Here is a 12,524-nt window from a genome sequence, read left to right as displayed (position 1 = left end):
CCCTTCCTCTCGCGAGGCAGGGGCGGCCCTCCGCCTTTTCCGCCCGTAAGCAACGGGGAACGAAGTGTTCCGTCTTCCACGAGACGTCTGGGGCTCCGGGGTGGATTGCCGATACGCGGGAGCGTGGAGATCTTGGCGCCCAGTCATGAAGCGTCCGAGTCTCGTCATCTGCTGTGCTCTTCTCGGGCTCGCCCCGGCCGCCTGTGGCGACGCCGTGGACCCGGATCCTGGTGTGGACCGCGGCGACAGCTCGATGGTGGATCTCGACCACCTGACCATCGGCGTCACCGGTCAGGCCGAGCTCTTCCCCGAGGCCGCGCGCCTGCTCGAATCCCAGGGCCAGGCGGTGCCCTCGCTCGAGGGACTCCCCCTCATCATCGAGGAGCCCCTGCGCGTGGGCGTGAGCGACGCGAACTCCGTGCTGGGCCGGGGTGACATCGGCTCCACGGGTGCGTTCTCCGTGTCCGATGTGCCCGTGCGCGACATCCACCTGAGCCTCGCCGCCAGCTTCGAGCACGAAGGGTTCGTGCGCAGCTCCACCGTCGTCTTCGACACCGTCTTCACCCGCACCCGGCCGCGCACCGACATCATCGGCGCCCGCGTCTGGGCGCTGCCCACCTCCTTCCACGACGCCCTCACCCGCGCCGTCGGCGAGCCGTGGATCCGCGCCCATACCGATGACCGGGCCCGCACGCTGCGCGAGGCCGGCTTCATCCTCGGCCGCGTCGTGGATGCCTCGGGCGCGCCCATCGCCGGCGCCCACGTGGCGCTCGACCGCGGCGACCTCGCCCACCGCATCTACTACCCCGCCCCGGACTTCCAGAGCGCCACCCAGGACGGCACCAGCGCCACCGGCCTCTTCATCTACGTCCACTCCGGCGCGGCAGCGGAGACCTTCGGCCTCGCCATCCAGGGCGCCAGGGACTACCAGGCCCGCAACGCGGGGGCCGCCGCGGGCATGGGGCTCGTCCTCACCCTGTATCCGGGGAGCTACCCTCCGTAGTTTCAGGGAGGGCAGGCGGCCGGAGAGCGGCTCGTCCGCCCGGTAGCCCTCCGCGCGTCCTCACGTGACCGCGGGTTCCCGCTCCTCGGACACGGGCAGGTGTCGCGCACCGAGCGCCAGTTGGAGCGCCCGGACGAAGGCGTCGAAGCTCTTGTCCTTCCCGCGCATCCGCTCGGGGTCCAGGTAGCGCGCCACGCGCTTCTGCTCCCTGGGTCCCCACCCTCCCAGCAGTTCTCGCAGGACGTCCTCGGGCCGGCCCTGCTCGTGCGGCACGTCTCCGGTCCAGCGCCTCCCCGCGGCCCGCGCGAGAGCCTCCTCGTCCGCGAGCACCCAGCTCTCGATTGAAGGCACCAGGGGAATGATGGACACCTTGTCCTCCAATCTCACCCGGACGAGCGGCTCGTGAATCTCACTGGCCATGTAGGCGATGCGCCGTCGGCTGGTGGAGCCCGTGTTGAAAAGGATGAGAAAGCGCTGGTAGTCCTGAGTCAGCAACACCTCGACCAGGGAAAAGACGCCTTCGCGCGGAGTGCCCGCGAGTCGGATGGTCACGAGGCCAGGTTGTGAGGCAGGGCGATGCCGCTCAATCACCTTTCGCGCCAGTGCTTCCACGAGCAGCTTCTCTTTGTCTCCATCAACGAGGAAGGCAATCTTCCGCTGCGCCGGGTGCTCGACCGGTTTTCTCATGACTTCCTCCAGAGGTCCCTGATTGACCTATAGGTCGCGTGGCACTGTCCGTAACTCACCGCGTACCGGAGCTTCAGTTCGAGCACCTCGCGGAATGAATGCTCGGGGGACAAGGCGTCATCGAGGTCATGCTCGCTGAACAGCAACGTGTTGATGCCCTTGCCCCAGGTCATCGCCTGGATGGCCCCCTTGCTGAACTCCGCTCCGAGGTAGAGGAACACACCGAGCGTCCCCGCCAGCTTGCCCTCGAGCTTTCCCCGAAAGGCGAACACATCCCCCACCGACACCCGCGACCTCCACCGGGCCTCCAACAGGAAGTGCCGGTATCCATCCGTGAAGGACAGGTCGATCTCCTCCCCGGGTGGCCGGGTGTTGCGCCGCGGATGCAAGGACTCGGACTCGAGCAACTCGTACACGAGTCCTTCGAGCCTTCGGCCCCGCTCCTGTGCCTCCATCCCGCCCTTCTTCAGCGCCTCGTACTCCCTCCTCAGGGCCGCCTTCCCTCGTCCCATCCCCACGCGCCTCCCCTCCAGGACAGGCCCCCTGGCCTGCCCCTCACTGAACCTGCTCAGTATAGCGGAGGCCCCTGACGTCTCAGGTCAGGCAGTCTGCGCTCCGCTCTCGGGAATGGCAAGGTGCCCCCGGGGAACTCCACGGACGGAGCTCAGGACCCGGGGGTCTTCTCCCAGGTGGGAACCCGGGGGACCGATACCCTCACCCCGTCCCTCTCCCGAGGGGAGAGGGGATATGGGGGGAAGCTGGGGTGATGGTGCGGGTGCGGCGCGGCCCGGGCTCAGGTGCCCTCGGCCCGCCCAGTTCCCTGCCCCGCGGGCGGAAGCGTCTTCGGCACGAACCAGCGCGGCAGCCAGTCCGCGCCCTTCGTGCTCGTCAACTGCGTCTGGCCGCTCCCGTTCGCCCTCATCAGGAACAACTCCACGTCTCCCGTGCGCTCCGACGCGAACGCCAGGTACTTCCCATCCGGACTCCACTCCGGCTGGTCATCCGTGCTCTTCCCATCCGTCAGCGCCACCGGCTCCCCTCCCCCCATGTCCGCCACCCAGATGCGCGACTTCTGGTCCTTCGCCCTCCCCACGAACGCCAGCTTCTTCCCGTCCGGACTCCACACCGGCTCCCGCTCCTCCCCCGTCTGCTGGCTCCCCGACACCGCCCTCAAGCCCGTCCCGTCCGGCTTCACCACGAACACCCTCACCCGCCCCTCCCGGTCACTCAGGAACGAAATCCACTTCCCGTCCGGGCTCCACTTCGGCGCCATGTCCTCCTTGTGGAACGACGTCAACCGCCGCACGTCCGTCCCGTCCGCCTTCATCACGTAGATTTCCGGATCTCCCGTCCGGCTCGACACGAACGCCACCTGCGTCCCGTCCGGTGACACGCTCGGCTCGAAGTTGCCCTCCGGCGCCTGCGTCAGCCGCGTCACCTCCGCGTTCTCGCGCGGCGCCTGCTTCACCACGTCGCTGAAGCTCTCCGCGTCCGACTCGGCCACGAACCAGCTGCCGTCCGGCGCCCAGCTCGGGTTGCGCGCACGGCCCCGCGGCGGCGCCAACATCACCACCGCTCCACCGTCCAACGGCGCCAGCCTCAGCTGCTCCACGTGAATCCCCTGCACCTCCGCCGCCGCCACCACCACCAACGACGCGCCATCCGGAGACGGCGCGCCGGGATACTCATCCTCGGGACCTCGCGTCAGCTGCGTCTGCTCACCCGTGGCGGGCCGCACCAGCCAGACATCCTTCTGGGGCGCTCGCTCCGACACGAAGGCAATCACTCCCGGCAGCCCCTTCCGCTCCTGCTCGGAGAGGGGCCCGGAGCCGGATGCGCCCGAGCCACACGAGCCCGCCTTGCATCCAGCCCCGAGCAGGGCGAGCACCGCCAACCGCCGCGCCGCTCCACCCCACCCCACCTGTTTCGCGAAGTCCCGAGTCATCACGACCCGACTTCTACCGCACCTGCACGGCGTCGGCGATGACGTAGTAGCCCGACGTGGTCCAGCGGCTCAGCTGCACCTTGTTCCAACCGGCCGTGAAGCTGTACGTCCCCAGCGTGTTCCACCGGCCGCCGTTGGCCTGCTGATTCACGTTCACCGTGGCCAGCTTCGTGCCGCTCGCGTTGTACATGATGAAGGGCGCCGTCGTGGAGCGGTCCGTCGCCGAGGTCCACCAGGCGTCGATCGTCTTGGTGGCCGCCGAGGGCAGGTAGAACCAGAACGTCACCGGCTCCGACACCGCCGCGGTGGGCGAGGCGTAGTAGCCCGAGCCGTAGTAGCCGCCCACGTTCGTGGAGGACGCCCAGCTGGAGCCCGTCACCTCGACGTAGCCCTTGGAGGTGTCGTTGTTGGCCTGGTTGCTGTCGATGATGATGCCGGTGCTGGGCGTGGAGGTGCCGCAGTAGCTCTGCACCTTGCTGATGTACGTGCTCCACGGCCAGTTGGGGCCCGGGTCCGTGCGGCTGGCGGGCTGCAGCCGGCCGTGCGCCACGATGTGGTAGCTGTCGCGGACGATGCCCTGGCCCTTGGTGATGTCGCACGTCAGCTTCGCCGAGGCGTCGATCTGCCCGGCCGGGAAGGACGACTGGCTGGCGAAGCCGCCGTGCTCGATGCCCACCGAGAAGTTGTTCACCGACGTGCCGTTGAGGCCGCACATCACGCTGCCGTTGAGGCTGCAGCTGTAGGTGGCGCCCACGTGCCAGCCGCGGTTGGACTCGAGCACCAGCTGGGAGATCTCCGAGCCGCTCTCGTTCACCACGTAGTGCGCGCTCACACCGGAGGCGGAGTTGACCAGCCAGCTCCAGCAGCTCGAGTAGCTGCCCTCGCAGGTGTGGATGACGACCATGGAGACGTCCGTGCCCGACGGACGCGCGTTGTAGTTGGGCGAGGCCCGCCAGATGGCGGGGGCGTAGTCCGCGCTCATCGAGCGCACCACGCCGGGAGAGGGGAACTTCGCCTGCGCCTGAGTGGGCATCAGCGACACGGCCAGGTCGCCCGCGGGCGTCTGGGCCACCGCGCCCTTGCGCAGGATGTCGTAGACGTTCTGGTGGATGTACTGGGCCTGCGCCTCGGCGTTGTCGATGCCGCTGAGCTTCGCGGCGGCCGGGGCCCACGCGCCCACGTCCGTACGGTCCACCTTCAGCTCGTTGGCGTACGAGGACAGCAGCGCCGCGGCGGCCCGGATGTTGGCCTCGGGCCAGGTGCGCGCCGCCTCCTCGGACACGCCGGCCAGGCGCGCGCCCTCGGAGAGCTTCTCACCGCGCAGCGCCATCAGTCCGTACGCCGCGGGCATGCCCTCGAACTCCACCTCGCCCCGCACCATCTCCCACCGGGTCTCGGTGTAGGAGATGGCCTTGAGCAGGTCCGCCGGAACGCCGAAGTCCTTGCCGGCCTTCGCGAAGGCCTCGTCCAGCTCGTACGGGGTGCGCTCGGCCTCGCGCTGGGCGGGCGTGCGGGAGTCCTCGGTCACGGCCGGGGTCTCGGTGGGGGCGGGCTCCTGGGGACCACAGGCAGCCAGGGCGAGGGCGGCGGCCAGGGTGGCCAACGGCTTACGGAACGGGTGCATGTACAGCACTCCTTGAAAAAACGAGGCTGGGGGGACTGGCACGATAAGATGCACTTTCTCAAAGCCCAAGGGAAGCACGTTTTTCCAGGAATCCACTTGATGTCCCAAGTATCCCAGGTAGGTTGAGCGGTTGGCCTCCGGGCGCCAGGGGAGCAGACGGGCGCGGAGCGACAGGAGGGGCGACGCGGGAGGCGGGCTGGGTTAGGAGAAGGGCATGCGTCTCTTCGCCATCGGGGACACCCATCTGCCGTCCACGCGCAACAAGGACATGCACCGCTTCGGGTGGACGGAGCATCCGCTGCCACTGCAACGCGCCTGGGACGAGAAGGTACGGCCCGAGGACGTGGTGCTGGTGGTGGGCGACATCTCGTGGGCGACGCGGCCCACGGAGGTGCTGGACGACCTGAAGTGGCTGGACGAGCGGCCGGGGCGCAAGGTGCTGGTGCGCGGCAACCACGACTACTGGTGGGGAGACTCGGCGTCGAAGCTGCGCAAGCTGCTGGAGCCGTACAAGACGCTGGAGGGCTTCCTGCAGAACAGCGCGGTGGTCATCGGGCGGTGGGTGATCGCCGGCACGCGGCTGTGGACGGCGCCCGAGGCCCCACCGATGCCGGGCGGGGAGATGGGGGACGAGTCGGGGGACGCGGGGTACGTGGAGCGGGAGACGCGGCGGCTGGCGACGTCCATCGCGGACGCGGAGAAGAAGGAGAAGGAGAGCGCCGAGCCGCTGACGCGGGTGGTGGCGGTGCACTTCCCGCCGCTGTACGCCAACGAGAAGACGACGGCGTTCCTGGGCCCCATCGAGGCCTTCAAGCCGAAGGTGTGCGTGTACGGGCACCTGCACGCGGGAGGCATCCCGGCGGGCTTCACCGGAGAGCGGGCCGGCATCCGCTACGTGCTGGCCTCGTGTGACGCGGCGGGCTTCTCGCCGATGCTGCTCGACGAGTAGCCCACCGCCCCTCTCTCCCGGGAGAGGGTTCCCTACTCGGCCACCGGAATCGGCTTCCAGGCGAGCCCCTCGCCCGCCGTGCGGCAGGAGCGCCAGACCTCGCCGCTGTCGACCACGGGAGCACCGCCGCGCTCCAGGGGCACGCCCACGGGGCAGATGCCGCGGGTGAGATTGCCCGCCGTGTCACGCACCTCGAAGTGGAGCGAGTACACGCGGCCATTCCCGCTCGCCGCGCGGTCCACGCGGACCTTCACGGTGGTGGCGTCCACGAAGACGACATCCGGCTCGGTGCCAGTGCGCGGCTCGTCGGAGGAGACGCAGGAGATGGAGGCCGAGGCCCCCGTCTGCGTGAGCCCGCCGCCGCACTCGTCATGCACGACGATGCAGTCCTCGAGGCGGACGGTGCGGTACTGCTGATCCACGGGCCACAGCGGCGCGGGCGGAGACAGGGTGACCACGGGAGGCGTCTGGTCCACCACGTCGATGGCCGAGGTGCACGAGGACTCGTTGCCCGAGCCATCCCGGGCGGTATAGCGCACGGCGTTGGAGCCGAGCGGATACCAGTCCGCCCCCGGGCCGGAGACCTGGGCGGGAGTGCAGGCATCGACGGCGGTGGCCACGCCGGGCACCACGTAGGCGGAGTTGCGGCCGGTGCACTCGGCGACGATGCGCTCGGGGCACACGAGGTAGGGCGAGAGCGTGTCCACCACCGTCACCGTGGGAGCGCAGGTGGCGGTATTGCCGGACGCATCCACCGCCGAGTACTCGAGCGTGTGCGAGCCCAGCGGCAGCGCGCGGGCCACCGGCTGCGTCACGGAGGCCGAGCCACAGTTGTCCGTGGCGGTGGCGGGAGGCGGCGAGACGACGGCCCCGCCCTGGCCGGAGCACTCCACGCGGAAGTCCGCGGGGCAGACGAGCGCGGGGGCCTCGCAGTCGCGCACCGTCACCTGGGACCAGCACGAGTCCTGCGCCTGCCCATCCGAGGCGGTGACGCAGACACCATGCGTCCCCGGGGAATACGGGCCCCGCGGGTGCAGGTCCCACGACACGGCATCCCCATCCAGGTCCGTGGCGGTGGCCACGCTGGCGGGCACGTTGGCCACGCACACGCCCGCGTCGGTGCACACCGAGACATCGCGGCAAGTCACCTCGGGCGCGCGGTTCTCCTTCTGGCACGTGGCGCCACAGCCATCCCCGTCCCTCACGTTGCCGTCATCACACGCCTCGCCGGGGTCCACGGTGCCATTGCCACACACGTGGCAGTCCGTGTCCTGGCCGTCCACCGCTCCATCTCCATCGTTGTCATGCCCGTCGGCACAGTCCTCGGCGGTGAGGATGACGGAGGAGCCTCCGAGCATCACGGGCGCGCCCGTATACGGGTTGAGGGCCTCGTCGTTGTAGGCGAGCACGCGCAGACCCGAGAAGCCGCTCGGCCCCGTGAAGACGTTGTGGAAGGACTTGTGGCTGAGCTCGAAGGCGGTGAGCGAGGGCGAGAACTCCCGCAGGGCCGGCGTGGGCTCGGCGACATCGAAGGGGATGTCATGGGTCCGCAGCGGCATGGGGAGGAATCCCCAGCCCCCGGGGACCTCGGCCTGGGTGAGCGCGATGAGCGAGCCCCCCCGCTCGTTGACGAAGCGCGCGAGGTCCGGCTGGCGCGCGTTGAGCGCGGAGATCTGCTGGTCCGTGAGGCCACCGATCGTGTGCCGCTCCGACGAGGGCAGGTAGACGAGGGCGTACCGGTTGAAGTCCACCCGGGCAATCTCCCCGGCCGAGAGCACGTGGGTGACGCTCGCGTTGGGGCCACCGTGGGTGGGGCTGTTCCAGCTGTTGAAGGAGTCCCGCGCCTGCCCGCCGTTGACGCCAATGGCGAGGATGCCCCTGCCACCCGAGCGCGACTTGGAGAGCGCGGCCTTGAAGAGCGAGGGATAGAGGCCACCGCAGCGGCTGCCCTCGCAGTGCCACAGGTCATCGGCGTCATCGCCCGTCACGATGACGAAGCCGCCCCGCGAGCCGGTGGGGACTCCCGGTGGGGGCTCGTGCGAGGTGGGAATCCCGGGAGGCGCCCGCGGGGTCTCCACCACGGGCGGCGCGGACTCGGTCAGGGAGTCCGAATCCCACTCCACGGAGTAGCCACCGCAGCCGGACACGAGACCGACGAGCGTCAGGAGCGAGAGACCGAGGCCAGAGAAGACGCCAGGCGAGCGAGCAGGCGGACACGTATCGTGCATGAAGATTCCCCAGCGAGGGCAATGCGGCACCCACGCTGGGCAAATCAGTAGTGACGGCGTGCCCCGCGCGAGGAGCGTGCTCGCGGTGCAATGTCCAGCGAGCACGCCCCCGACGTCCGCTCCGTGACGGACACCTCCGCGCTCCCGTTCACCACGGACATCCACCCCTCCCCGTGGGGCCGTGGCATTGTCAGGTGCGAACGTTTCTCACGTGTGGACAATCCGAGTCACGGCACGGAGCGAGCAGCCGAGCTCAGAGCCAGTCCTTGATGTCGGGGTACTTGTCGAGCACCGCGAGGCATCGTTCGTCGATGAACATGGCCGCATCAGGACGCGCAGCGGTGTCGATGAGCCAGACGAAGACCCCAGCAAAGGGGTACTGACAAAGGTCCTGCTGGATGGAGATCGCTGTCCGCCAGTCGCTGCGCGAGCAAGCATCGCCGTAGTGCAGCAACAGCAAAGAGATGATGCGCCAAGCCGACCTTCGGCCTTTCTCCAGTGCGTCGCGAAACAACCCGAAAACCTCAATGCTCTTCTGGCCCTTCGGTGTTCTCGCCTCGAACTTCCCAGTCTTGCTGGTCAAGACCAAGTGGTCTCGAGGATCTTCGGAGGTGGGCTCGATGAGCAACGGCTGGCCTGCCTCATCCAAAGGAAACTGTTCGCGCTTGTAGTTGCTGTTACATCCACTGCACGCCAGCAGGTAGTTGTCCCAGGAGAACGCCCGTTCGGGATAGAGGGACTTGGGCCAGAAGTGCTCGATATCTGTGCCCGCGCTGTCCTCGCAATACATGCAGCGCTCCAATCCCGAGGCCATAGATCGCAGCGTGGAGCGGATCTCGTCGAATGCTTGATTGTTCCGCGCCTCCCACAGCTTATACATCTCCGCGCTCGGATCAGCAGAAGCCAAAATCCTTCGTGTCCTATCCTGGAGGACCGTTTGCGTTGCCTCGCTGAGCCGTTCTCGACGCAGTCTCCTCATTTGTCGAGCCCGTATTTCCGCAGCGCCCTCTCCATGAGCGTGCTCGCCGTATCCGGAAGTTGCGAGGCAAGTTGGTCCAGCTGCCCGCGCTCCTCGGGAGTGGCCTCCCCCCTGAGGATGCGCGCTTCCAATCGCGCCACTTGCTCGCGGAGGGCTTCCGACTGGTCGGAATGGACGTGATCCAGACCGAACAACTCAGTCAGCGCAGCTTCATCCACGGTGCCGTTGACCACCGTCTTGTACAGCTCGTCGGAAACGTGCTCCGCGGTCCTATCTTCGCCTGGGGCTGGAAGCCGGATGAGTCCCTTCGGGTCCGCAGCCTGGCAGACGAACGGACTATGCGTGGTGACGATGAACTGAATGTTCGGAAAATGCTCCTTGAGCCAAAAACCGATACGTCGTTGCCAGGAGAGGTGCAGGTGCAGTTCGACCTCATCGATCAGCACGACACCAGGATAAGGCACGACCCATGTGCCATCCTGTTGGACCAGTTTGAACTCCTGGTAGGCAGTATGGAGTTGGTAGGCGAGATCCAGGATGAGCGCGGTCACCGTCCGGTAACCATCACTCATATCCCACAAGGGCAGTGACACCCCACCCTGAGTGACCCAAAGCCCATCGGAATCAACCTTGTCGATCCGAACACCATCCGGCAACAAGCGATCGTTGAGCAGACTCAGAACCCCATCAAGGAGTTCCCCCGCCCCTTCCCTCTTCTCCAAGCGTCGGAGATGCAGTTCCCTGAGCCACTGAACGCTTCCGACCAACGATGCATCTTCACGGAAGAGACTGACGAGCCGAGCGATTTGAGAAGGCCCACTCATCAAGCGTTGCGCATCGAGCGCATGCCCTGTCAGCCGCCGGTGAGGTCCATATCCGGCAATGAACCACCCCTTTGGATTGTTGGCCCAGGGTCCATCCGGGTCACCTTCATGCGACCGGCCATCGCCATGGGCAAGGAGCACTTCATCCAGGGATGAGGTGCCTGCGAGCACCGGCTCCAGGGCGGAGGGGTCATCCTTCCCCCATCCCAACGCATTCCAAAAAGAACCTGCCACAAGAGAGGCATCTGCTTTGGGCTTGTCGAACCGCTCATCGAAAACAAGCTCGGTGGCGGCAGTTCCACGATCCTGCCCCGCGTGAATCCACCCACGGAAACTCTGCTGTAAAACACGAGCACTCTCTGGGCCCGCGATGACGAGTGCAATCGCCTTCAGAAAGGTGGACTTCCCAGTCCCGTTACGCCCCGCGAGGACAGTCCAGCCCGCGAAGCGTCCATCCGGCCTGCGCAGATCCAGATCCACGGTCTGTAACCCGGAGCGAAAGTTCCGGATGTTCTCCAGGTGGATCTTGCTGATGTACATGGCGTCCGACCTCGCTCCCACGTGCCTCGCGGACTACAGGAGGCTGGCTCCCTCCATACCCCGTCCCCCGCCTCCTCGCACCTCCCTGTCAGCCCGCCGCGCGCTCCCGCGTCTCCCGGCGTAATCTCGCCCCTCCAACCGGAGACGCTCCCATGCTGAAGAAGGACCTGCACGAGGCCAACCGCCTCTCCTGGAACGCCGCCACCCGTGCCCACAACAGCCACAAGGGTGACCAGGCCCGCTTCCTCCGCGAGGGCGGCTCCACCCTCTTCCCCGAGGAGCTCGAGCTGCTCGGCGAGCTGCACGGCCGCTCGCTCCTCCACCTCCAGTGCAACTCCGGACAGGACACCCTCAGCCTCGCCGCCCGCGGAGCCACCGTCACCGGCGTGGACATCAGCGACGAGGCCATCGACTTCGCCCGCTCCCTCTCCGCCAACTCCGGCATCCCCGGCACCTTCGAGCGCTCCGACGTCTACGACTGGCTCGCCTCCTCCCCCCCCGCCCGCTTCGATTTCGTCTTCTGCTCCTACGGCGTCATTGGCTGGCTGTCCGACCTGAACCCCTGGGCCGCGGGCATCTCCCGCGTCCTCGAGCCCGGCGGCCGCTTCGTCTACGTCGATTTCCATCCCGTCCTCTGGATGTTCGACGAGAAGCTCCGCCTCGCCTTCCCCTACGGCGGCGGCCACCACGTCCCCGAGGCCGTCGGCGTGGGGGACTATGTCGCGAAGTCCGGCGAGGGACTCGTGCACTGGGGCTACGAGGAGGGCGTACAGGACTTCAAGAATCCCCACCCCAGCCACGGTTTCCAGTGGGGGCTCGGGGACGTCATCAATCCCCTCCTGCGCCACGGGCTCCTGCTCGAGCGGCTCGAGGAGTACTGCTACGCCAACGGCTGCCAGCTGATCGAGGGCATGCGCCAGGCCCCAGGCCACCGCTTCCTGCTCCCCGAGGGCGTCCCCGAGCTGCCCCTCATGTTCGGACTGTCCTTCCGCAAGCCGGGGTGAGCACGGTTTGGGGGCACGGGTCCTCTCGCACGGGCTCAACCCGGGGGCCTGACCCTCACCCCGACCCTCTCCCAGAGGGAGAGAGAGGAGAGCGTGGCTACAGCTCCACCTGGGCGCCCAGCTCCACCACCCGGTTGGGCGGAATCCGGAAGTACGCCGTCGCGCTCCTCGCGTTGCGCGACATCCACGAGAACAACGCCTCCCTCCACATCGCCATCCCCCGCTTCTTGCTCGGGATCAACGTCTCCCGGCCCAGGAAGAACGACGTCCCCATCAGGTTGAACTGCAGCCCCTTCTCCCTCCCCCGCTTCAGGATGTCCGGAATGCTCGGGTTCTCCATGAAGCCGTACCGGGCAATCACCCGCACGAAGCCCTCCTCCAGCTTGATGACCTCCACCCGGTCCTCCGGCGGCACGTGCGGCACCTCCTCCGACGCGATGGTCAGCAGCATCACCTGCTCGTGCAGCACCTTGTTGTGCTTGAGGTTGTGCAGCAGCGCCGGCGGCGTGCCCTCCGGATTGCCCGTCATGAAGATGGCCGTCCCAGGCACCCGCACCGGCGGATGGTCCCCGAAGCTGTCCAGCAACTGCTTCAACGGGAGGCTGCTGCCCCGCAGCCGGCTGGCCAGGATGTCCCTCCCCTTCTTCCACGTCGTCATCAGCGTGAACACGCACAGCGCCATGGTGAGCGGGAACCACCCTCCCGCGGCGATCTTCACCGCGTTGGCCCCCCAGAAGGACA

Annotated in this window: 11 protein-coding genes; 3 read left to right on the top strand and 8 right to left on the bottom strand. The window is 67.7% G+C overall.

The window, feature by feature from the left end; all coding sequences use genetic code 11:
* The first annotated feature begins 145 nt into the window (after nt 1-145).
* Entirely contained in the window at nt 146-1,003 is an 858-nt protein-coding gene (locus Q664_RS22480) for a carboxypeptidase-like regulatory domain-containing protein (RefSeq protein WP_043399200.1), read from the top strand.
* A gap of 60 nt (nt 1,004-1,063) precedes the next feature.
* Here Q664_RS22480 and Q664_RS22475 read toward each other — a convergent pair whose 3' ends face one another.
* The 4 genes from Q664_RS22475 to Q664_RS22460 form a co-directional block, all read right to left on the bottom strand.
* Complete coding sequence (locus Q664_RS22475; RefSeq protein WP_043399197.1) at nt 1,064-1,690, bottom strand: hypothetical protein; 627 nt, start codon at nt 1,688-1,690, stop codon at nt 1,064-1,066.
* Entirely contained in the window at nt 1,687-2,202 is a 516-nt protein-coding gene (locus tag Q664_RS22470; RefSeq protein ID WP_052518506.1) for a PDDEXK family nuclease, read from the bottom strand. Before Q664_RS22470 ends, Q664_RS22475 begins: the two co-directional genes overlap by 4 nt.
* 281 nt (nt 2,203-2,483) lie before the next feature.
* On the bottom strand, nt 2,484-3,635 hold the full coding sequence (locus Q664_RS22465) for an LpqB family beta-propeller domain-containing protein (protein WP_200883750.1): 1,152 nt from the start codon (nt 3,633-3,635) through the stop codon (nt 2,484-2,486).
* A 13-nt stretch (nt 3,636-3,648) separates the two neighbouring features.
* On the bottom strand, nt 3,649-5,259 hold the full coding sequence (locus tag Q664_RS22460; RefSeq protein WP_043399194.1) for a golvesin C-terminal-like domain-containing protein: 1,611 nt from the start codon (nt 5,257-5,259) through the stop codon (nt 3,649-3,651).
* A gap of 214 nt (nt 5,260-5,473) precedes the next feature.
* Between Q664_RS22460 and Q664_RS22455 the strand changes: the two genes are divergently transcribed.
* Nucleotides 5,474-6,208: a metallophosphoesterase gene (locus tag Q664_RS22455; RefSeq protein ID WP_043399192.1), complete on the top strand. Its 735-nt coding sequence runs from the start codon at nt 5,474-5,476 to the stop codon at nt 6,206-6,208.
* A gap of 32 nt (nt 6,209-6,240) precedes the next feature.
* Here Q664_RS22455 and Q664_RS22450 read toward each other — a convergent pair whose 3' ends face one another.
* The 3 genes from Q664_RS22450 to Q664_RS22440 form a co-directional block, all read right to left on the bottom strand.
* Nucleotides 6,241-8,436 carry an HYR domain-containing protein gene (locus Q664_RS22450; RefSeq protein WP_043399189.1) on the bottom strand — a complete coding sequence of 732 codons (2,196 nt, stop codon included), beginning with the start codon at nt 8,434-8,436 and terminating at the stop codon, nt 6,241-6,243.
* Between the two features lie 253 nt (nt 8,437-8,689).
* Nucleotides 8,690-9,316, bottom strand: a complete 627-nt coding sequence (locus tag Q664_RS22445) for an HNH endonuclease family protein (protein ID WP_052518505.1) — start codon at nt 9,314-9,316, stop codon at nt 8,690-8,692.
* Nucleotides 9,317-9,411: 95 nt separating this feature from the next.
* The gene (locus tag Q664_RS22440) at nt 9,412-10,779 is read right to left on the bottom strand and encodes an AAA family ATPase (RefSeq protein ID WP_043399311.1); all 1,368 of its coding nucleotides are present in this window, start codon (nt 10,777-10,779) and stop codon (nt 9,412-9,414) included.
* 152 nt (nt 10,780-10,931) lie between these two features.
* Here Q664_RS22440 and Q664_RS22435 point away from each other — a divergent pair, with 152 nt between their 5' ends.
* A complete protein-coding gene (locus tag Q664_RS22435; protein ID WP_200883748.1) occupies nt 10,932-11,783 on the top strand; it encodes a class I SAM-dependent methyltransferase in 852 nt (283 codons plus the stop codon).
* 97 nt (nt 11,784-11,880) lie between these two features.
* On the opposite strand, the gene Q664_RS22430 is transcribed toward Q664_RS22435, so the two are convergent.
* Nucleotides 11,881-12,524, bottom strand: a 644-nt coding sequence (locus tag Q664_RS22430; RefSeq protein WP_043399187.1) for a KUP/HAK/KT family potassium transporter, incomplete at its 5' end; no start/stop codon positions are given.

Source organism: Archangium violaceum Cb vi76 (assembly GCF_000733295.1).
In the GTDB taxonomy this organism is placed as follows: domain Bacteria; phylum Myxococcota; class Myxococcia; order Myxococcales; family Myxococcaceae; genus Archangium; species Archangium violaceum.
This window is presented reverse-complemented; position numbering and strand designations above follow the sequence as displayed.